The sequence below is a fragment of the Tepidanaerobacter sp. EBM-49 genome (assembly GCF_001896645.1).
GTDB lineage: Bacteria > Bacillota > Thermosediminibacteria > Thermosediminibacterales > Tepidanaerobacteraceae > Tepidanaerobacter > Tepidanaerobacter syntrophicus.
In genome coordinates this window covers 25,142-46,664 of record NZ_MPPE01000019.1, presented here as the reverse complement: position 1 = coordinate 46,664, position 21,523 = coordinate 25,142, and the positions used below count along the sequence as shown (strand labels likewise).

The 21,523-nt window shown below is 39.3% G+C and carries 19 protein-coding genes and 1 riboswitch; of the genes, 1 reads left to right on the top strand and 18 read right to left on the bottom strand.

The window, feature by feature from the left end:
* Positions 1–15 precede the first annotated feature (15 nt).
* From BUE08_RS02760 to BUE08_RS02720, 9 genes are all read right to left on the bottom strand, one after another.
* Complete coding sequence (locus tag BUE08_RS02760; protein WP_286680310.1) at positions 16–921, bottom strand: diaminopimelate dehydrogenase; 906 nt, start codon at positions 919–921, stop codon at positions 16–18.
* A gap of 398 nt (positions 922–1,319) precedes the next feature.
* On the bottom strand, positions 1,320–2,750 hold the full coding sequence (locus BUE08_RS02755) for an MATE family efflux transporter (protein ID WP_286680309.1): 1,431 nt from the start codon (positions 2,748–2,750) through the stop codon (positions 1,320–1,322).
* Positions 2,751–3,119: 369 nt separating this feature from the next.
* On the bottom strand, positions 3,120–4,046 hold the full coding sequence (locus BUE08_RS02750; protein ID WP_286680308.1) for a diaminopimelate dehydrogenase: 927 nt from the start codon (positions 4,044–4,046) through the stop codon (positions 3,120–3,122).
* Between the two features lie 99 nt (positions 4,047–4,145).
* Positions 4,146–4,321, bottom strand: a riboswitch (Lysine riboswitch).
* A 181-nt stretch (positions 4,322–4,502) separates the two neighbouring features.
* The gene (locus tag BUE08_RS02745; RefSeq protein WP_286680307.1) at positions 4,503–5,066 is read right to left on the bottom strand and encodes a pyruvate kinase alpha/beta domain-containing protein; all 564 of its coding nucleotides are present in this window, start codon (positions 5,064–5,066) and stop codon (positions 4,503–4,505) included.
* Between the two features lie 24 nt (positions 5,067–5,090).
* Complete coding sequence (deoC, locus tag BUE08_RS02740) at positions 5,091–5,774, bottom strand: deoxyribose-phosphate aldolase (RefSeq protein WP_213950838.1); 684 nt, start codon at positions 5,772–5,774, stop codon at positions 5,091–5,093.
* Between the two features lie 40 nt (positions 5,775–5,814).
* The gene (locus tag BUE08_RS02735; protein WP_274964115.1) at positions 5,815–6,270 is read right to left on the bottom strand and encodes a YbaK/EbsC family protein; all 456 of its coding nucleotides are present in this window, start codon (positions 6,268–6,270) and stop codon (positions 5,815–5,817) included.
* A 139-nt stretch (positions 6,271–6,409) separates the two neighbouring features.
* Entirely contained in the window at positions 6,410–8,518 is a 2,109-nt protein-coding gene (locus BUE08_RS02730) for a heavy metal translocating P-type ATPase (RefSeq protein ID WP_286680306.1), read from the bottom strand.
* A gap of 119 nt (positions 8,519–8,637) precedes the next feature.
* On the bottom strand, positions 8,638–9,417 hold the full coding sequence (zupT, locus tag BUE08_RS02725; protein WP_213950840.1) for a zinc transporter ZupT: 780 nt from the start codon (positions 9,415–9,417) through the stop codon (positions 8,638–8,640).
* A gap of 106 nt (positions 9,418–9,523) precedes the next feature.
* Complete coding sequence (locus BUE08_RS02720) at positions 9,524–10,720, bottom strand: anaerobic nitric oxide reductase flavorubredoxin (protein WP_059032819.1); 1,197 nt, start codon at positions 10,718–10,720, stop codon at positions 9,524–9,526.
* Between the two features lie 157 nt (positions 10,721–10,877).
* Here BUE08_RS02720 and BUE08_RS02715 point away from each other — a divergent pair, with 157 nt between their 5' ends.
* Positions 10,878–11,792, top strand: coding sequence for a GerMN domain-containing protein (locus tag BUE08_RS02715; RefSeq protein WP_286680305.1), 915 nt, complete (start codon positions 10,878–10,880; stop codon positions 11,790–11,792).
* Between the two features lie 133 nt (positions 11,793–11,925).
* Here the strand turns inward: BUE08_RS02715 and BUE08_RS02710 are convergent, their stop codons facing one another.
* The 9 genes from BUE08_RS02710 to glmM all read right to left on the bottom strand — a co-directional run bounded on the left by BUE08_RS02710 (position 11,926) and on the right by glmM (position 21,520).
* The gene (locus BUE08_RS02710) at positions 11,926–13,614 is read right to left on the bottom strand and encodes an ABC transporter ATP-binding protein (RefSeq protein ID WP_213950843.1); all 1,689 of its coding nucleotides are present in this window, start codon (positions 13,612–13,614) and stop codon (positions 11,926–11,928) included.
* Between the two features lie 43 nt (positions 13,615–13,657).
* The gene (locus tag BUE08_RS02705; RefSeq protein ID WP_353682076.1) at positions 13,658–14,497 is read right to left on the bottom strand and encodes an ABC transporter permease; all 840 of its coding nucleotides are present in this window, start codon (positions 14,495–14,497) and stop codon (positions 13,658–13,660) included.
* A gap of 2 nt (positions 14,498–14,499) precedes the next feature.
* Positions 14,500–15,468 (bottom strand): ABC transporter permease, encoded by a 969-nt coding sequence (locus BUE08_RS02700; protein WP_286680304.1) that lies wholly within the window; start codon positions 15,466–15,468, stop codon positions 14,500–14,502.
* Entirely contained in the window at positions 15,465–17,051 is a 1,587-nt protein-coding gene (locus BUE08_RS02695) for an ABC transporter substrate-binding protein (protein ID WP_286680303.1), read from the bottom strand. The genes BUE08_RS02700 and BUE08_RS02695 overlap by 4 nt, the downstream gene beginning before the upstream one ends.
* 59 nt (positions 17,052–17,110) lie before the next feature.
* Complete coding sequence (locus BUE08_RS02690; RefSeq protein ID WP_286680302.1) at positions 17,111–17,641, bottom strand: FmdE family protein; 531 nt, start codon at positions 17,639–17,641, stop codon at positions 17,111–17,113.
* Positions 17,642–17,746: 105 nt separating this feature from the next.
* The gene (locus BUE08_RS02685) at positions 17,747–18,334 is read right to left on the bottom strand and encodes a class I SAM-dependent methyltransferase (protein WP_286680301.1); all 588 of its coding nucleotides are present in this window, start codon (positions 18,332–18,334) and stop codon (positions 17,747–17,749) included.
* On the bottom strand, positions 18,324–18,875 hold the full coding sequence (locus BUE08_RS02680; RefSeq protein ID WP_286680327.1) for an ECF transporter S component: 552 nt from the start codon (positions 18,873–18,875) through the stop codon (positions 18,324–18,326). Before BUE08_RS02680 ends, BUE08_RS02685 begins: the two co-directional genes overlap by 11 nt.
* A gap of 301 nt (positions 18,876–19,176) precedes the next feature.
* Complete coding sequence (locus BUE08_RS02675) at positions 19,177–19,944, bottom strand: hypothetical protein (protein ID WP_059032826.1); 768 nt, start codon at positions 19,942–19,944, stop codon at positions 19,177–19,179.
* Between the two features lie 226 nt (positions 19,945–20,170).
* Positions 20,171–21,520, bottom strand: coding sequence for a phosphoglucosamine mutase (glmM, locus tag BUE08_RS02670; protein ID WP_286680300.1), 1,350 nt, complete (start codon positions 21,518–21,520; stop codon positions 20,171–20,173).
* Positions 21,521–21,523: the final 3 nt, after the last annotated feature.

Sequence of the window (21,523 nt, the reverse complement as noted above, 5' to 3'; positions counted from 1 at the left end):
TCTTTATATTAAATTTTAAACAAATCGCTTGATAAGGGACATTCTTTCGCCGTAAATGCAATCAATTGGAGGAATTTCAATCAAGGTGTAGCAGCCCGGATTTTGTTTCAAGCTTGCCCTTGCAGCAGAAACCATAACTTGAGCTGTAGCGGCAGGATTCGTAAGGGACATCGTAAAATCCATTTTCTGATTATGAGTAATTCCTGACACGCCTTTTCTTTCTATATGAACTCCGTGGCCCATATCTATGAGGTTTTTCACATTGTCCACGCAAAATACATATGTTTCGTCTTGGTTAAAATAGGAATCATCTTTTATCGCTTTTGAAACCTCGTTAAAATCATAGCCATCTTCAAGTTCAATATAAACTAACCTTTTGTGAAGCCCCATGCCCTTGGGCACCGTCATTGATATGGCATCTTTTACTCCCGGTGTGGCTTTTACTGCTACTGTATGGCCCATGCTCATGCCCGGTCCGAAGTTCACGGTAGTTAGGCCTTTGGGTGCTATCATTTCCAGAACTGCTCTTATAATAGAGTCTGTGCCGGGATCCCATCCGGAGGCCATTATCGAGACTGTGTTCTTTTCTTTTGAGATCTTGTCAAGACTTTCTTTTAATTCTATCATAGAATCTCCATGAATGTCATAGGCATCCACTGTATTTATTCCCATATTGAGATATATAGGCGCAGTGTTTGGTACATGCCTGCTGTCTATGGCAAGTATTGCAACATCCACTTTCCCGAGTTTTTCAATATTGTCTACTACAGGAACGTTTGGAATATTGACTTTTAGTTTTTCTATAAGGTGGGCAAGCTCTACAATACCCGCCGTTTCCATGTCAGGACTTTCTTCTACGGCTTCATATACTTTTTTACCCACATTTCCAAATCCTACTATGGCAATTTTTATCTTTTCCAATTTTGCTACCTCCCATTATCAGCCGGTTCCTATACGATAAATATTTAAAAATAGATAATTTTTTATCGTATCGGACAGTCTTATATATTCAAAGTTGAGCAATAATCGTGCCAATTATTCTATTGCCGCAATGCCTTAAAACAAAAGACTCCTGGGCATTTTATAAAATTAAAAAATCCAGTTTCCCGGAAAATTTTTATCAGTTAATATCAATTCGCACAGCTTAATATATGTATTTGCTGGTATTTCCGAAAAACTGGACTTAAGTTCTGATATATGAACTTATTTGATTAAAGCAGTATGTTAAATCTATTTATAATTATATTATTTTATAGATAGTTACTCAATGACTTTTATTAAAAAATTTTTAAGGTATAAAGGGCTCTAGAAGAGCTCCTCTATACCTTTATATGTTTCCACTTTCCCAAGTTATATCTAATGTATATAAAAACCGAACGAAATATCTGGTCAAGGGCCTGTGCTGTCCATGCGCCGAAAAGGCCAAAACCCATATTAATAAATATCTTTGCAAATAAAACTCGAATTCCCCATATGCCTACAACTGTTGCAAAAAGAGGTCCTCTGGTATCGCCAGCTCCTCTCAGCGCCCCTGCCAAAATAAATTGCGTAGATTGCATTGGCTGCATAAGGGCTATTATTTTAAAGCATCCTGCCGCAAGGGCAATTACTTGGGCATCTCTGTTATAAATAGATGCTATTGGCTTACCGAAAAAGAAAAATGTAGAAGCTATTGCAATGGCGACGTACATGCCTATGCGCCGTGTTTCAAGACCGTATTTTTCAGCAAGATCCGGTCTTCCAGCACCAAGGCTTTGACCTACCAGAGTAGTTGCCGCCATTCCAAAAGCTTGGCTTGGAGAAAAGGAGAGTCCGAAGACATTAAGCGCTATCTGGTGAGCTGCAAATACTGTAGTGCCGAGTCCTGCAACAGTCCTTGCGAATTCTACCTGGCCAAGTCGAAGGACAAACTGTTCTATTCCTGAAGGTATTCCAATCTTTAGTATTCGTTCTATTACGTTAAAATCAAAGTAAATTCCCTTTTTCTCTGAAAGTGTAAGTATAGAATTAGGATGGTATATAGCCATAAGAGCCATAATCATCCCTACAAGGCGCGAAAGCGTCGTAGCTATAGCTGCACCTGCAACACCCATTGCCGGAAAACCTAGTTTTCCATAGATTAACACATAATTCATACCAACATTTAAAAGATTTGAAATCAGATTATATCTCATGGGCGTCACGGTATCTCCTGCGCCTCTTAATGCCGCACCTATTCCCATACTGATAGAAATAAATATGCCCCCTAGTGCAATAATTTGTAAATATGTTACTGCAAGAGGGTACACATCGGGTTCTGCCCCCATAAAGTTTATAACACTTCCGGCAAAAACGTATCCCAGTATACTCACTAAGGTTCCGATAATAAACGTCAAAATAAGCGTTTGTTTTACAATAGAACTTGCAGATTCGGTATCATCTGTGCCAACATAACGCGCTATAAGAGCAGTGCTGCCTACATTAAGAGCTTGAAATACTGAAAGCGCAAGCATTGTAGGTTGATTTGTGATGCCTACGGCTGCAAGCGATTCCTTGTTTACTTGTCCCACCATGACCATATCAACCATACCGAACAATGTACCAAGGAGTAATTCTATAAGGGAAGGCATTGCGAGCTGCATTATGCGCTTGCGAAGTATGCCTCTGTCACTGGCTTCATCAATAATTTCTTCCTCTTGAATTTCTTCGTAAAAATTAGGTTCTTCACTACTTGCCTGATTTTGTTTAATATTTTTTTGTTCATGTTCCATTTATATTTACCACCTCATTAACCTGTTTTATCACAGCCGAAGTCATAAATCACCTCCACTTGTTACGGCCAAAATAGTTATAATAGTTGTATTAATACCTTGCAAACAAATAATAATATTTCTTGATATAAATATTATATCATTTTTTGCAAGCTGTAAGATATTAGCGAACTTCTTAGGTATCGCCAATACTTTTACTAAAAAAAGACCCCTGCTTTCAGGGTCAACCGTGAAAGAAAGGGGGCATAAAAAATAAGGGTAAATCATTTAAGTAAGAAATAGGGTCTATATAAATTATAACATTATACAGTCTAATTTACCATACTTAAATTAAGCTAAATTTCCAATTTTTTATAAGTAATTCAAAACTTATATTAAGCGATGCAAAAGTGATTCCTTATCTCCATAAAGAAAATCAATAATAGGAATTTCAAGAGTGCTGTAGCATCCCGGTTTCTGTTTAAGACTTGCGCGTGCAGCTGCCGCCATAATTTGGCCTGTTGCCGCCGGATTGCATATAGACATACTAAATTCTATTCTTTGATTGCTGGTTACCCCCGAAACTCCCTTCCTTTCCATATGGACTCCGTGCCCCTTGTCGATAAGGCTCTTTACGTCATCTACCTTATAAACATGAGTCTCATCATGAATGAAATAAGGATCGTTTTTAATTGCTTGAGAGATTTTTTCAAAATCATAACCATCTTTTATTTTTACATATACCATTCTTCTATGAATACCTGTGCCTTCAGGTATAGTCATTGATAGGGCATCTTCTACCCCTTCAATCGATTTTGCTACCACTGTATGACCCATGCTCATGCCCGGTCCAAAGTCAGTATATGTTATTCCCCTGGGTGCAATTACCTCCATCAAAGTTCTTACAATTGAATCTGAGCCCGGGTCCCAACCGCACGAAATAATCGAGACTGCATTATTTGCTTTTGCAAGACTATCAAGATTTCTTCTAAGCTCGATTATAGAATCTCCGTGAATATCAAAGCTGTCTATAGTATTAATTCCCTGCTTTAAATACATAGGCGCAACCTCGGGAACCGAACGGCTGGGTATACTCAGTATAGCTGCGTCTACCTTTCCTAATTCAGCAACATCAGTTACAACCGGCACTTCTCCTACAAGCTTTTTTACTGAATCAACTTTTTTAGGATTTCTCAAAACTATGCCCGCTACTTCCATATCCGAGCTTTCTTCTACAGCAGGCAAAACCTCTTTACCTACATTGCCAAAACCTACTATTGCAACTCTTATCTTCTTTGTGCTTACATCTGTTGTCATTTTACTTCCTCCCTCTTGATTTAAAATTAAGAGGTCTTGCAAAAAACAAAAACAACCGGGTATACTTGCCGGTTGTTTCACTCTTGGCAAATACCTCTCTCCTGAAGTAGCTCTCCACCGAATTGCTCCGGTGACAGTCCTATACTTATTCAGCATAGGCCCAGCATGGTCTTTGGGAAAAACCACACTTCGGCAGTGTTCCCTTTCGGCTTGCTTAATCAGCTTCCCCCGCCTCTGCAAGCTTACTCTTGATACACCGCGCCTCTACCTCAACTCTTAGCGAGATGAGGCATATTCAATTCTTTATAACTATATCACAATTTGTTCGTTCTGTCAATTTTTCTCAAAATCAGGGATCGCGAAAATTTCCTTTATTATTGCTGAGGCAGCGCCGGGGGAAAATAAAAAACAACTACTTTATTTTGCACAAAGTAGTTGTTTTTTACTAAAACCAGGTTAAACACCTTTTTCTTTACTTGCGGGTTTGCATAAAATCTGCGAAATCCAAGTGTCAAAAATCGCAGAGGCGTGTGCCGGTCTTATGATAATCGCGGTATCGGCTCCTTCGGAAGTGCCGCCTACAGCTATTATGTCTTCCCCGTAAGGGATAAGTCCTGCGTCAAGAGCCATAACAGCCGTTTCCACACAAACTTTGGTACCCTGTCCTAACATCCGCAAAGTTTGGGCTATGATTTCAACAGGATATGCACCGCCAAATTTGCGGCTAATTCCTCTTTCAGCGCCTGAAAGCGCATGAGTAGTTGTAAGGACTTTCACTCCGGCATCTGTAAGCTCTTTTCTTACATTTTCGCTCATTTCCTGCTGGCCAGGTTTTTCAAAACCTGTTACATGTGTTACGCAAACAAGATTTACTCCAAGATTTGCATCTTTAAAAAGTTTTGCTGTATAGCCTTTGCATGATGCTATTACAACATGTTTTATATCATATTTTTTTATAGCATCCCTTACAACTTCAAGGGTCTTTTCAGTATTTTGTTTCCCAGCTTTTTCAAAATACATTTTCCTTACCTCCAACTTATTTTGCTAACTAATTTGCTGTTCATAATCTTGAATAATGGTGATTCCCGAGCTTGTTCCTATTCGTGTAGCTCCTGCCTCAATCATGGCAAGTGCTGTTTTGGCATCCCTTATACCGCCGGAAGCTTTTACTTCCATTGCATTTCCTACTATTTTTTTCATTAGCTTTACATCATCCACAGTAGCCCCTCCCGCTCCAAAACCTGTAGATGTTTTTACAAAATCCGCTTGGGCTGCTTTAGCCAACTGGCAGGCAGACACCTTTTCATTTTCATCAAGGTATCCTGTCTCAAGAATTACTTTTACTTTCGCCTCTGGTCTAATTGATTTTGCCGCTTTTACCACTTCAGCGATGTCTTCTTGAACACCGTAAAAATCGCCGCTTTTTAGCAGTCCCACATTCATCACCATATCTATTTCTGCGGCTCCTGCTTTTACAGCTTCTGCTGCTTCAAAGGCTTTTGAGGCAGTCAGCATAGCTCCCAGTGGAAAACCTACGGTAGAACCTACTTTAACATCAGAATCCTTTAAAATGCTTGCTGCATGTTTTACATAACATGAATTTACGCATACAGCATAAAACCCGTATTCTTTTGCTTCCAAACACAATAATTCAATATCGGCAAATGTAGCCGTAGGTTTGAGCAGTGTGTGATCTATGTACTTAGCAAGCTCGTTTTTTGTAAGCATAAAAATCACCTAACTTTCTATTTTATTTTAAATAAAAACATTACTGGCTAATATCAATCCACTTTCCCAAGGTTAACTCTTCCAGCTCCTGCACGGACAATTTTACAGCCGCATTAAATTCCCCTGCCGCAGGATATACAGTATCATATTCTTTTAGAGAAATATCAAGATAAATATCAATGGGATTTCTAAGGGCAAAGGGGCAGACCCCGCCTACCGGGTGACCTGTTATTTCCATCACTTCCTCCGGCTCCGGCATTTTAGGCTTGCAAGCAAAAATATTTTTAAATTTACGGTTGCTGATTCGCTTGTCCCCTGCCATCAAAACCATTATGTATTTCTCCTTTACTTTTAAAAGCAAAGACTTTACTATTTCTCCTTCTGTAACATTTAATGCTTTAGCAGCTTTTTCAACTGTGCTGGTATCTTCGAAAACTTTTATGTTTGCATCGATATTCTTCTCTTTAAAGTAATTCTTTACAGCCTCTACCGACAACGACTTCCACCTCGCGAATACATAATGACATAATCTGTCTCAATTATACATGGCACACTTTAAATGTGCAACTTTGCCAAGATAAAGAATGAAAATGCAAAAAGCGCCGAAACTAAATGCTTCGGCGCACCATAAGATCTTACTTTACGCGTAAAGTCCTGATTGAGTTCATTACAGCAAGAAGAGCCACACCAACATCTGCAAAAACCGCTTCCCACATATTAGCAATGCCCAATGCTCCCATAGCTAGGAAAATGAGTTTTACGCCTAGCGCTCCTGTAATATTTTGCATAATTATCTTTTTGGTATATCTTGCCATTTTTACAGCTTGAGGAATTTTAGAGAGGGCATCTTCCATAATAACTATATCAGCGGCTTCAATAGCAGCATCAGAGCCTAAGCCTCCCATTGCAATTCCCACATCTGCGCAAGCAAGTACCGGCGCATCGTTTATTCCGTCTCCAATAAAAGCCGTATTATTTCTTGAACCATTATAGTATTTAAGTTCTTCTAATTTCTCTACTTTTTCTTCAGGCAAAAGCTCTGCATAATATTCATCAATTCCAAGCTCTTTTGCTACATTTTCAGCTGTTTCTTTTGCATCGCCTGTAAGCATTACGACTTTCTTTATTCCCAAATTTTTAAGCTCTTTAATTGTTTTTGCTGCATCTTGCCGGATTTTATCAGTAATTAGGATATATCCCGCATATCTATCGTCAATTGCTATATGAACTACTGTTCCAACTATACCTTTATTATCTAAATTTGCTTCTATTTCCTCGCTTTTTAAAAGCTTTTCATTGCCGGCAAGTATTTGTTTATCCTTAACTTTTGCCATTACACCCCGCCCTGCTATTTCTTTATATTCCTTTATCTCGGAATCATTTATAGGTTTACCGTAAGCCTCTATTATGGATCTTGATATAGGGTGGTTGGAATAAGCTTCGGCATATGCTGCAAATCGCAGCAGCTCTTCTTGTGTAAATCCGTTTACAGGCACTATCCGGCTCACTTTAAAAACACCTTCTGTAAGTGTGCCCGTCTTGTCAAATACCGCTATATCAAGATCGGCTAAAATATCTATGAAGTTTGCGCCTTTAACAAGAATTCCCTTTCGTGAAGCTCCTCCGATTCCTCCGAAATATCCAAGGGGCACCGAAATCACCAGGGCGCAGGGGCAAGAAATTACCAACATCGTCAATGCTCTATATATCCACTTGCTAAAGCTCTCTGCCGGTATAATCACAGGGGGGATAAGAGCAATTGCTGCTGCTGCCAGCACCACTAAAGGCGTATAGTATCTTGCAAATTTTGTAATTATCTGTTCTGTTTTTGCTTTGCGAGAAGATGCATTCTGGACTAACTCAAGTATTTTCGAAACAGAAGAGTCTTCAAAGGTTTTCTCTACTTTTACCTTTAATGTCCCTTCCATATTAATCATTCCGGCCATTATTTTATCTCCGGTTTCCACACTGCGGGGGACTGATTCTCCTGTAAGGGTTGATGTGTCAAGATATGAAGCACCTTCTACGACTTCGCCATCAAGGGGGATCTTTTCTCCCGGTCGAATAAATATCGTGTCACCTATGTTGACAGTTTCAGGCAAAACTCTGATTATGCCTTTGTCTGTCACTAGATTTGCATAATCAGGCCTAATATCCATAAGATCTCCGATAGACTTGCGGCTTCTGTTTACAGCAAGGGACTGAAGGTACTCGCCTATACAGTAAAACAGCATTACGCTTGCAGCTTCAGGCAGCTGGTGTATCGCAAATGCTCCTAAGGTAGCAATAGTCATTAGAAAGTTTTCATCAAATATTTGTCCGCGAAATATATTGGAAAATGCAGACTTTAGAACATTCTTTACGGCTAGTATATAGGATATAACAAATAGACTGTATTCTATAATCTCAAATCTTCCATGAAGCTTAGGGGATAATATTATTCCGGCTATTAAGAAAAGAAATGAAAAAATTATGCGAAAAAGTTTCGTGCGAAATGTATCCCTTTCTTCGTCTTCATCATTAGTATGATGACTAAATGAGGAAGATTTCTTTGAAATTAATTTGATATTGGGATCTACTTTTTTAATAGCTTCCTCAGCTTTTTCTTCAAGGTCTTCATTTATTCGGACGGTCTTACTGGCAAAGTTTACTGTCGCATCAGACAAGCCGTCGATTTTCTTTAATTCGTCTTCGATTTTCGCCGCGCAATGGGGACAATCTAGGTTTTTTAGCTCATATATCATTTTAAGGCCCCCTTATATCATTTTTATACTTGAACAATCATTCAATTGTATTCCTAAAATTATTCTAACACAAGGGAGCTAAAAATACAATATTTAAGATGGTTGAAGGCATAATAAAATCACATAAATATAACTCCGGTTAATGGCATCAGGCAAATGCCGGCAAAAGATGACAAAAGCGCCAGCCTGCTGTAGCCATACTGTCTTGAAGTGGGAATAAGCTCCTCAAAGCTTATATAAATCATAATACCTGCTACTACTGCAAAGGTTGCTCCCAGTAAAAAATCATTAATGAACGGTCTTAATGCAAGAAATGTTAAAATTGCGCCAATAGGTTCGGCAATGCCTGATAAAAAAGTATATTTTAAAGCAGTGGCTTTGCTTTGTGTCGCAAAATAAATGGGCATAGCCACTGAGATACCTTCAGGTATATTGTGAAAAGCAATCGCAATACCTATCGATGCTCCAAGAACCGGATCATTATAGCCAGCCATAAAGGTTGCGACTCCCTCCGGAAAATTATGTAATGTAATAGCCAACATCGAAACAAAGCCTACTCGGTATAGGTTTTTATGTGGCTTATCATTTTTTTCTGTATCAAATTCTTCATGGGGAACGAAGTAATCAATTGATAAAGCAGCCAGCAGACCCAATGCCATAAATATCACCGAAAAAACTACCGCCCGGCTTTCTCCGGTATAGATTCCTATAGCTCGTTGAGCTTGCGGCAGTAAATCGGAAAACGATACCGAAATCATTACTCCTGCTGCAAATCCCAATGAGCACGAAACTATTTTTTCACTTTTTGATTTTGCAAAAAATATTAAAACAGAGCCCAGCATTGTTGACATGCCGGCTAAGATAGAAATTGCCAATGCCGTTAAAGCTCGTTGATCCAAGCATCCCACCTCCAATATTCAAAACTGTAAGAAAATAATTATTGCAAAAAACCCGGAAGAGGCAATTACAGCCCTTCCGGAATCATTTGCTCGTTTTTTGACCTGATTAGTTATTGTTTAATATTTCTCCAATTTCCCGACCGAATTCTATACATTTCTGTTTGCCTTCCTTGTCAGGGTTCCACATTAGCTTAATTCCATCATTTATTATTTCAAAACCGGCTTTTTGGAGTTCTTCTGTAATTATTTTGACTCCTTCTCCGCTCCAACCGTAAGTTCCAAAAGCCGCAGCTTTTTTATTTTTAAGCCCCAGACCTTTCAATACTCCAAGTAAGCCTCCCGTCGAGTGGAGCACAAAGCGGTTTACAGTAGGAGAACCTACTAAAATAGCTTTTGATTTAAAGATTTCGGTAATGATGTCGTTATTGTCAGATCGGGCACTGTTGAACAGTTTTATTGTAATGCCTTGATTTGTCTGTCTTATCCCCTCTGCTATGGCCTCTGCCATTCTTCTTGTCTCATTCCACATAGTATCATAAATTATTGTTATCTGGTTTTCTTGGTAGGCATTGGCCCATTCCTGGTATATCTTTACAATCTGTAAGGGATCTTTTCTCCATATCACACCGTGGCTTGGGCATATCATATCTATTTTAAGATTTAGATTTAAAACTTCGGTAATTTTTTTATCCACAAGTTTGCTAAAAGGGGCTAATATGTTTGCATAATATTTTAAGGCTTCTCCATAAAGTTCGCTTTGGTCTACAAGGTCATTATACATATGCTCTGATGCATAATGCTGGCCAAAAGCGTCATTGCTGAATAAAATATTGTCTTCTGTAAGGTAAGAAAACATGGTGTCCGGCCAGTGAAGCATCGGAGCTTCTATAAAGATAATTTCCTTCTTTCCTAGACTTAATCGATCGCCGGTTTTTACCGGAATAAAATTCCAATCTTCATGGTATTGTCCCTTTAAAGATTTTATACCATTGTTAGTGCAATATATAGGTGTTCCTGGAATTTCCCTCATCAGTGCCGGCAGCGCGCCGCTATGGTCAATTTCGCCATGGTTTGCAATTATATAATCGATTTTTTTCAAATCGACCTCTTTTTTTAGCTGCTCGATAAATTCATCTGCAAAGGGTTCCCATACTGTATCAATAAGCACCGTCTTTTCATCTTGCACAAGGTAAGAATTGTAGCTGGAACCGCGGTGTGTCGACAAATCTTCTCCATGAAACTTCCTAAGTTCCCAATCAATCTTTCCTACCCATTTAACATTATCGTTAATTTTAAAACTCATTTTTATCCCTCCATTCTATTACGTCTACTTATATTTAACAGATTTATATGGTCTTTGTCAAACAACCGCAAGCTCTTTTGTAACAAGTTTGTATTTTTCTTATTAGGGAATATCTGATATAATGTTGTTAAATCAAAAGGATTAGAGGTGGCAGTAAATGAAAAAAATTTTAGCAATACTCATCGCGCTAAGTCTTTTGGTAATAACGCCCGCCTGCTCGATAAACCAGAAAACGGCATCAATTAATTTGTATTATACAAATAATGACAACAGCCAAGTTTTAACCGAAACCAGAGAAATCAAATATACCAAAGATGAAGAAATTCCAAAACTTGCCTTGGAAGAACTTTTAAAAGGACCCAAGACTCAAGGTTTAAAATCCACCATTCCGGAAGGAACAAAGCTTTTAGATCTTAATTTAAAGGATAAAATTGCTACTGTAAATTTGTCAAAGGATTTTACGGGATTTCCGGGCATGATGGCTGAAAGTTTGGCGCTAATTTCTATCGTAAATACATTAACAGATATAGACGGTATCGAAAAAGTTGAAATACTTGTCGATGGTAAAGAGTTTATAGGACCGAGCGGCAACCCTTACGGTCTTTTGACTCGCTATGACATTGATCAAATCAATAATGATTTAAGTGGAAAAAAGGAAACTGTTACGCTTTATTTCCCTGATGAGCAAGCAATGTATGTTGTTCCCGAAAAGCGTGAAATTACAGTAAAGGACGATAAGTCTATAGCACAAATTGTGATTGAAGAATTGATGAAGGGTCCAACTGTGCCGGGCCTTACAGCAACTTCTATTCCAAAAGACGCAAAATTGCTGTCAGCAGAAGTAAAGGATGGCATTGCATATGTAAACTTTTCCAAAGAGCTTATCGAAAACCATGTAGGTGGTTCTACAGGCGAAATGATGACCATCGTCCCTATAGTAAATTCCCTTACGGAACTTCCCGGAATAAATAAAGTTCAGTTTCTTGTAGAAGGTAAAAAAGAACAGACCTTAGCGGGTCATGTTATCTTCGATGAACCTTTTGAAAGAATGGAAGAGTGGATAAAAAAATAGAATACTTACTGTTTGATATAGGTTTTTCAAAAGTGATTATCTAAAGTTCTTTAAAAGTGGGGCGGTTTCTGGCCGCCCTTTTTTGTGTTCAATAAACAATGCAGCTGTTAGAGGTTATGCACAGATAACATTTTCAGCTATTTTTGCTTATTAACTTCCTGGCATATTCACTTTTAGGATTATCAAATACTTTCCGGGCCGGACCTGTTTCCACTATTTCACCCTTATGCATTATATACAGTTTGTCGGCGATTTTTCTTGCAATATCTAGGTCGTGGGTAATATAAATCATGGCAAATCCTAATGCGTTCTGAAGACCCTTTAAAAGCCGCAAGATATTAGCTTGGGTGGAAGGATCCAGCATAGAGCTAATCTCATCGGCGATGAGAAGTCGCGGCTTTAAAACAAGGCTGCGGGCGATAGCAACCCGCTGCCGTTGCCCACCGCTTAACGTAAAGCATCTCCTGTTTAAAAAAGTATTATCACATGCAAGTTCCACATCTGCGAGAGCTTGTTTTACCATTGCTGTTCGTTCATCTGTATTATAGAGCTTTAATATGTCCAGAGGTTCCTTTACAGCTTGCAGTACTGTAAATTGCTCGTTTATGGATGAAAATGGGTCTTGAAACACCATTTGGATACCTCTTAGCTGGCTGGTAAATTCATGCTGTTTTATTGTTTGACCTAAGAATTCAATATTCCCGCTTTCAGGTTCCAAATAACCTGAAAGAATACTTGCCAGAGTAGTTTTACCTGATCCGGATTGTCCTATCAATGCTATAATCTCGCCTGCGCGAATACTCATATGACAATCTTTGCATGCGCAAATCTTGTTGCCTTTAAAAGAGTAGGTTTTATTTATCCCCCGGGCTTTTAAAAGTGTTATAATCCCACCTTGATTGCAGGCAACTTTGCGCTCAAGGGATGCATATTTCAGTTTAGGTTTTTGACTTTTGCATATATCTTCTTTTTGATTGCACCGAGGATAAAAGGAGCAGCCCTCCTCGGTTGCCGCCTCACTTGCCCGGGGAATTCCCCATAGATCCTGATATGGATTTAAAGAAGGCGATGAATTTATGAGCCCGCGCGTATAAGGATGCAATGGGTTTTCAAGTATATCTCTTGTCAGTCCTTCTTCTAAGATATGCCCCCGGTACATCACACACATTTTATCGGTAAGTCGCGTAATTACCGAAAAATCATGGGATATTACAATCATAACAAACCGCTTTTGGTGTTGAAGGTAAGCTAAAAGCTCGATAATTTCTTCTTTGGATACGGCGTCTAAAGAAGATGTCGGCTCATCAACTATAAGCACTTTAGGATCACATGCCAATGCCATAGCAATAAGCACCTTCTGCCGCATACCTCCCGATAGCTGATGAGGTAAGCTATCTGCTACAGAGGTACCCAATCCCACTTGTCCAAGGAGTTCTTTTACTCGAGAATCCGCGTCATGACTTTTTATTTTCGTATGACGTATAATACACTCTTTTATCTGCTCATTTACGGTCATAAGCGGGTTTAATATGTCAAGACCGTTTTGAAATACCATAGCAATGTGTTTCCATCGATACATATCCAGCTGCCTTTGTGAAAGCTCTCTTAAATTGATTTTATTATATTCTATTGTCCCCGTAATCTTTGCAGTCGGTCTAAGTATACCCATTATAGCTAAGCCCAGTGTGGTTTTACCGCTTCCTGATTCTCCGATGATTCCCATGGATTGACCCTGTTCTAGGATAAAAGATACCTCGCTTACGGCATGGGTTTCTTGACCGTCCCCGCTATAGGTTACTGATAGATTTTCAACTTTTAACATGGCAATACCCCTGTTTAAAACATCCGATTTTGGTTTCTAAAATCTAATCAATTTTGGCATCTAATATTTTTTCAAACTCTCTGCCAACAGTGGCTGTAGCAAGAACCAACAATATTATACAAAGCAGCGGATATATAATCCACCATTTCCAATAATCGGTAAAATATATGCCGGGAAAATTTAATGCATAATTTAGTATAAGCCCCCAACTTTTACTTGTGGGGTCCCCTAGGCCTAAAAATGAAAGACTTGCCTCGGATACTATGGCTCTGCTTATAAGTTTTATAAAACTTATAAGCGAAATTGGAAAAATCTGCGGCAGAAAATGTCTGTAAGTTATGTAAAAAAATCCTGCTCCATAGCCCTCGGCTACTTTTATGTAAGTTTCCTGTTTGGCTGAAATAATCTTTGATCGTATAATCCGTGCGGGCACAGCCCAAGATAAAATAGATAATATTAATATAATGTTTTTTATGCTCGGGCCGAAAAAAGCCCCTGCCACAACCATTATGGGCAAACTTGGTATAGATGTAAGTATATCTATTAGAGCTGTAATTACAAGGTCGGCTACCCCTTGATAATATCCGGATACAACGCCCAGTAGTGTGCCAAGAAAACACGCAATTACTGCTGTGCCTATTCCCACTACAATGCTGTTTCGCGCCCCGTGGCATATTTGAGCCCACAAATCTATACCCAGATCATCAGTTCCTAGTATATGGGCTTTGCCGGGGGGCTCCAAAGAAGCGCCCGTCGGCTGATTCCAGGGGTATTTTGTAAGCATCGGGGCAAAAATGGCGATAAAACATACTAAGACTATGAAAACTAAGGAAAATTTACCTGCTATTGAAAACTGTTTCACGATTTTAGGCATTTTTATCACCATTAAGTTATTCTCGGGTCAAGCCTTTTATATAGAATATCAACTGCCGCATTCATGATAATTACAAAAAGCGTTACGGTTAGAAAAATGCCCTGTATCAGCGGGTAATCCCTGACCATTACGGCTTGTCGCATTAATGAACCGAGGCCCGGATATTTAAATACATTTTCTACCAATAATGTCCCTCCCACTGCTTGTCCCAAACTGTAAAAGGCTTGGGTTGCAATAGGCAAGGCAGCATTAGATAAGGCGTGGCGAAAGAGTATACGCCTTGTGCCAAGTCCCTTAGCTTTAGCTGTGATTATATAATCTTTCGACATTATTGTAATCATGCTGTTTCTGGCTATAAGGTAAAATCCGCTCATCTGCACAACAGAGAGTGTCAGGGTAGGTAAAAAACCGTGACGTGCTATATCTAAAAGCACATCAATCCAGGAGGCATAGTCCGCAAAGGGTTTTGCGCCACCTGAAAGAGGAAAAATTCCCTGCCGAGCCGCCAAATAAAACAGGAAAAATATGCCTATTAAAAACGCTGGAATCTCAGAAATTATCACCATGATACTATAGAGGAACTTATCCGAAGCATTTCCTCTGTACCATGCGGACAAGCAGCCCAACAGCGTGCCAACGCCACCCCCGATTATTACTGATAGCAGTACTAAGGAAACAGACCAAGGAATACGGTTCTTAATAATTGTCTTAACATCACTGCCGAAATATATGCTGTACCCCAAATTCCCTTTGATAATACCCTTCAGATAGCTGCTATATTGGGCAAGCATAGACTTATCCAGACCGTAGTATGCTTTAAACCGATCAATTTCTTCTTGAGAATAAGTTACAGCAACTTCTCCCTGTTCGCTTGATAAAAAATAGAAGGGGTCACCCGGCATAATTCGGGGCAAAAAGAAGTTCAATGTGATTATACAGAAAAACGTTGCAAAATATTTCAGGGCTTTTTGATATCTCATTTATCTTGTTCCAAGTATGATAATTTGTTGTGAGTTACTGCGTGATGGTCAAAAACATGAACCCATCCGTCGTACTTTTCCGGTTTAAAGACCGTATAATCAATTGTATTGTAGATGGGCAGTATTGGTATCTCGTCTGATATAAGCTTTTGAAGCTCCATTATCATCGATTTTCTTTTTTGTTCATCAAGTTCAGCAAGCTGCTCTTTGCAAAGTCGGTTTATACCGGGATTGCTGTAACCGCAAATTACATTGGATGTGGGAGCAGCATCGCAAGCTGCGGTTGCCGCATAAACTTCCCTGAGACAATCGGCATCTGCCCCCCAGCCGCCATGTCCGATTATGGCAAGTTCATAATCACAGTTTTTAACACAGCTGTCGCGGGTTTTCATGTCTACCGAACGAACATCGATATTGATTCCGGCTTTTGCGAAATTGATTTTAAGAAGTTCTGCGATTCTGGCTTCTTGTTGGCTGTCCGATATTAGCAGCGCCAGGTTTAATGATTTATTATTTAAAAGTTCTTTAGCTTTTTCTATATCAAAATCATATCGCGTAACATCGGGATTATACCATATATGATCAATCGGTAAATATCCGGGGCTTGCGGGAACCGCCGCGCCTCGTGCTACTTTTTCGATAAGTTCGTCAACATTTACTGCATGGGCAATTGCTTTTCTTACGTTTATATCCGCTAATTCCGGTTTTTTCTCCATATTAAATAAAAGTTTATAACCCCAGAAGGCCGGACTTTTAAGGATTTTAAATTCCTTATTGTTTCTATATCGATCAATTAAATCCGGCGGAACATCCAAAACATCGATTTCTCCGTTTTCGAAAGCCAGCACCGGATCGCTTACCGGGATAAATTCAATAACATCTACCCCAGGCTTCCGTCCCCAGTAATCTTTAAATGCTTGGAATCGGTATTTGCCCTGTTCTTGACTATAATCCGTAAGTATGTACGGTCCGCATCCTACTAATTTATCCAAATCCATTATTTTTTTGGGATCATCTATGTCCTTCCAGATATGCTCCGGAATTATCCTGACAATCCCCACTCTATCCAGTACTGTAGCGTTAGGCTCTTTTACCACTATTTTTACCCGGTCTTCATCAATAACCTCTATTTTTTCTATAAATGGTTTGCCATCAATTAATAAACTGTTTGACACCGGAGGATGTTTTGCGAAATACTCGAAAGAAAACTTCACATCTTGGGCGGTAAGCATCTTCCCATCATGCCATTTGACCTTAGAGTTTAAAAGAAAGGTATACTCCCTACCGTCCGATGAGATAGTCCATTCCTTCGCCAGCCATGGAATAAGACCGTCTTCTCCTTTTTCCAGAAGGCTGTCATAGATAAGACGCATTTTAGATGCTCCAGGTCCCCGAGAATAGTGAGCAAACGGGGAAGGAAGCCCCCAATCCCCGCCTTCCAGGCGTATTACCAATGAGCCGCTTTGACTTCCGGTGCTGCCTGTACTTTTTTCTGTGGTTTTTGCGCCGCAGCCTGCCATATTTAAAATCGCCATTATGAGTATCATTGCAGCAAGCAGTTTGGTTATTTTTGATTTTTTCACATCAAATCCCCTATCCGAATGTTTTGTTTTTTGTCAGTGTTGGCTAATTACTTTAAGGCTTACCAACCTCTAGAATAATCATCAAAACAGTCTAGGCACACAGGATTATTATTTACCATGCGTATTTTATGTTCGGGAGCACCTTCGCCGCATTTTGTACATTTTATTGTATTAAATATCCGAGCCTTTTTTGGCAAATCAAAACCGGGATTTTTAAATTCAAACAGTTCTTCAACGGGGCTTTCCAGGATAGCTTTCTTGTGCTCATCCTTTGAAAGTTTATCATTATCATCCCTGGGTTTTAATACTATACGCAATTTTTGTCCTGTGTCTCGTCGGAAGAAAGTAAAAGCCTGTTTGCCTGTGCCTCGGTATATTAAGTTTCCTTTACCTAATGTACACCCTGTAATAACCTGGACTGCGTCAACGCCGCACGCATCATTTTCTGTAACGCAAACTATTTCTTCATCTTTAGAAAAATTTACACCGAGTTTTTCCCGCGCCGCTTCGCATACTTTAAATCCGATAGCAAGACCCGGGCACTCATGACCGTGAAATTCCACACATTTTTGCCAAAGCTGCTCATCCATAAAAAATCTCTCCTTGTGATTTAGTATAAAGCGATACAAATAATGAGCCAAGACTCATAAATTTTAAGACTTCATGGCTCATTACAGTCTCTGCGACCTAATTACTTATTTTTTACCGATAACTATAAACATCTCTTCGCTGTCTATAGTAAAGAAAGGTTCAAGCCCTGCCTCTTTCATAAATCCCTCTATAACATCTGCTTCAGGCAGGTCATCGTTATTTACCGCATCAGAGCTTTTTGTATGGAGCTCATTTATAGCTTTTCTGCTCTGGGAGTGAGCTATTACAAGCCTACCGCCGGGCTTAAGAAGCCCTGCCATACGAGATACCACTTTTGGTTTATCTTGAAAGTGAGGAAAAACTGAGTAGCACATTATAACATCAAAATGGTTTTTAGGAAGATGCACATCGTAAATATCTCCCAGAACAAAACGAACATTGTTAAAAGGGTGCTTCTGCTTTGCAACCTCAAGCATCTTTTCCGCAAGGTCAATGGCTGTAATTTCTCCCTCATCACCTATCATTTCATGTATATAGGGAATCATAACACCTGTTCCTGTGCCTACATCTAAAACGCAATCACCTTGTGATATCCCTGCCGCTCTAGCTATATATCTAAGTTTTGCTTCATCATGGTTGCACATCTGGTCCCATTTATCCGCTACTTCATTAAAAAATTCTCTATGGTTCAAGGGTATCCCTCCCTGTTGCCCTTATTTGATATTTCTTAAGCAGCAAAACTACTGCAGGAATAAATATTAATTGAATTGCTATTCCTGGCAGCCCTTTTGTAATACTTGCAGCAATAAAGGCGAAGGGTGTGGGGAATTTGGCACCGAAAAATGTCGTGAGCATCCATACGGCAACACCGGATACAATGCGGCCTAAAATCATGCTGCAAACTAAGGATATATAAACATTTTTGTGAAGCTTTCTATACATAAAACTTGTCACATAACCATAAGCGGCAAGTTCAAAAACCATGTAAGGCATTACCGGAAAAGCAGGAGGCATGCCGGTAAAAATAGAACTTAAAATTGGTGTCAAGGCTCCTACCGCCGCTGCAGCAGGCGCATCCAAGAAAAATCCCGAAAGCAAAACCGGTATGTGCATCGGCAAAAAGGTTGAACCAAGTCCTAGCACATGAAACATCATCGGCAGGACAATTCCGAAAGCGGTAAAAACACCTGCAAGAGCTATCTGGTATAAATTATCATTTCTCAAATTTGGCACCCCTATCTGATTATTATTTAAGAGAAAATAAAAAAACCATGAATAAAGCCGTTTCATTCAGCTAAACAGCTTAACCTTCATGGTTTGTCTACTTTATGGCCTTCATGACCATTTGATAAAATTTTAACATTTGCTTCTCTTTTTGTCAACACAAAGTTTGTCGCGAGCAGATAAAACTAAATACAAAAAGGTGGGTTTCTTGAGCTGATCCTTGTCAAGTAGATAATCTAATTTTAATTAATTAGACTGTCCACTTTGAAAGTATCATACATATCTTTCTCCTACCTTTAATATATTGGATCTACTTAAAATATATAGCAATAAAGCCCAATACAACTGTTACTATTAACCCGAAAGCCCACTTTTGCAGTCCGCTAATTTCTTTATGGATATCATTGAATTTTTCATCTACTCTATCAAACCTTGCATCAGTTTCTTTTCTTATGGACTCAAGCCTAATATCTACTCTATCAAATCCAGAATCGGTTTTATCGGATAGGTCTTTGATCTCCTTATGAACTGTGTCAAACCTAGCATCGGTCTTATCTGACAGGTCTTTGATTTCCTTATGAATCGCCTCAAACTTAGTATCAGTTTTATCTGATAGGTCTTTAACTTCCTTACGAACTGCTTCAAACTTGCTCTCGGTCTTATCTGATAAGTCTTTAATTTCCTTATGAACCGCATCAAACCTGGCATCGGTTTTATCTGACAGGTCTTTGATCTCTTTATGAACTGTGTCAAACCTAGCATCGGTCTTATCTGATAGATCTTTGATTCCCTTATGAACTGCTTCAAACTTACTATCGGTCTTATCTGATAGATCTTTAATTTCCTTACGAATCGCCTCAAACTTAGTATCAGTTTTATCGGATAGGTCTTTGATCTCCTTATGAACTGTGTCAAACCTAGCATCGACCCTGTCAAATTTTGCATCCATGCGATCTCTTACATCGTTTATTTGTTGTGATAGATAAAAATATCCTGATTCATAAATCTTGGGTTCATGAGTTTCGTTTTGCCGTTGTTCACCATTACCGCCGGCAATTTCTTTTTCTGCCACGCTCATCACCCCTTCCTCCGCTTAAAACCATTATATCATTAATTACCGTAAGTTTCCATAAAGCCTTCCATTTCTCTGTTCTTTCAAACAGGCTTAAAGCTTATGTAAAAAAATCCGGCATAGCATATCAAAAGGCACCGGGAGTGATAAGGTAATGTTAGAGCTTTCAAATGTGAATGAATTAAAAAGGCGAATAATTCAGGTTCCTAATTATTCGCCAACTCTTTTTTATTTATCTCAGTTCTTCTTCTATCACTTGGGCAACAGATTTTGCTACTTTTTCGATTAAATCTTGCTGTTCACCTTCTACCATTACACGAATAAGGGGTTCTGTGCCTGAGGGGCGAACTAAAATTCTACCTCTGTCCCCTAACAAAGCTTCATTTTCTTTTATGACTTTTTGTATATGCTCATTTGTGTCATAGCCTGTCTTGTCTGCTACTCTTACATTTATCAGAACTTGGGGGTACACCTTCATTACTTGCCTTAGCTCGGAAAGCTTTTTGCCTTCATCTACCATTACATTTAGAAGATTTACGCCGCTTATCATTCCATCTCCTGTAGTATGATAGTTTAAGAAGATTACATGGCCCGATTGCTCTCCACCCAAAGTGTATCCGTTCTTTAGCATCTCTTCTAGAACATAGCGATCGCCGACTTTAGTGCGGACTAAATTTATACCTGCCTTCTTCAGTGCCACCTCAAGACCCATGTTGCTCATTACTGTAGCTACTACAGTATCTTTTTTTAAGAGTCCTTTATTTTTAAGATATATGCCACATATAGCTAAAACATGATCACCGTCGACTATCTCTCCCTTTTCGTCAACTGCAATCAGTCTATCCGCGTCTCCATCAAATGACAGCCCAACATCTGCTCCAATTTTTTTAACATACTCGCAAAGGCTTTCCGGATGGGTGGAACCGCAATTAACATTTATATTAGTGCCATCTGGTTCATTATTTATTATGTAGACATCCGCCCCCAATTCTTGTAAAATCATGGGTGCTACTTGGTAAGATGCTCCATTGGCACAGTCAACTGCTACTTTTAAACCTTTAAATCTGGTGTTGTCTCCTATTACAGATTTCACAAAGTCTATGTAGTGCCTTGCCGCATCATCCTTTGTATAGATTCTGCCAACGTTCGGACCAATCGGTGTGTTAATAGTACCACTTTCATCATCCAGCAATGCTTCGATCTCATCTTCTAAAGCATCAGGCAGCTTATATCCGTCTTTATTGAAAAATTTTATGCCATTGTATTCTACGGGATTATGAGAAGCCGATATTACAGCTCCTGCATCAGCATTAAAGTAACGTGTAAGATAGGCTATTGCAGGTGTTGGCATTACTCCCACTTTTAAAACGTCAGCACCTTGTGAGCATATGCCGGCCGCCAGTGCAGCCTCTAACATATCTCCGGATATTCGCGTATCTTTGCCAACTACAATAATTGGCTTCTCATGAAGTTTTGACAAAACATGTGCTCCGGCGCGGCCCAATTTGAAAGCTAAAAGTGGCGAGAGATCTTTGTTAGCTACTCCTCTGACTCCATCTGTTCCAAAAAGCCTAGGTTTCATTTA

Bases quoted from the DNA above. Each gene is read 5' to 3' on its own strand.
- BUE08_RS02755 (WP_286680309.1), bottom strand. From the start codon at position 2,750: ATGGAACATGAACAAAAAAATATTAAACAAAATCAGGCAAGTAGTGAA.
- BUE08_RS02750 (WP_286680308.1), bottom strand. From the start codon at position 4,046: ATGACAACAGATGTAAGCACAAAGAAGATAAGAGTTGCAATAGTAGGT.
- BUE08_RS02745 (WP_286680307.1), bottom strand. From the start codon at position 5,066: ATGTATTTTGAAAAAGCTGGGAAACAAAATACTGAAAAGACCCTTGAA.
- deoC (WP_213950838.1), bottom strand. From the start codon at position 5,774: ATGCTTACAAAAAACGAGCTTGCTAAGTACATAGATCACACACTGCTC.
- BUE08_RS02730 (WP_286680306.1), bottom strand. From the start codon at position 8,518: ATGATATATGAGCTAAAAAACCTAGATTGTCCCCATTGCGCGGCGAAA.
- BUE08_RS02720 (WP_059032819.1), bottom strand. From the start codon at position 10,720: ATGAGTTTTAAAATTAACGATAATGTTAAATGGGTAGGAAAGATTGAT.
- BUE08_RS02715 (WP_286680305.1), top strand. From the start codon at position 10,878: ATGAAAAAAATTTTAGCAATACTCATCGCGCTAAGTCTTTTGGTAATA.
- BUE08_RS02710 (WP_213950843.1), bottom strand. From the start codon at position 13,614: ATGTTAAAAGTTGAAAATCTATCAGTAACCTATAGCGGGGACGGTCAA.
- BUE08_RS02700 (WP_286680304.1), bottom strand. From the start codon at position 15,468: ATGAGATATCAAAAAGCCCTGAAATATTTTGCAACGTTTTTCTGTATA.
- BUE08_RS02690 (WP_286680302.1), bottom strand. From the start codon at position 17,641: ATGGATGAGCAGCTTTGGCAAAAATGTGTGGAATTTCACGGTCATGAG.
- BUE08_RS02675 (WP_059032826.1), bottom strand. From the start codon at position 19,944: ATGAGCGTGGCAGAAAAAGAAATTGCCGGCGGTAATGGTGAACAACGG.
- glmM (WP_286680300.1), bottom strand. From the start codon at position 21,520: ATGAAACCTAGGCTTTTTGGAACAGATGGAGTCAGAGGAGTAGCTAAC.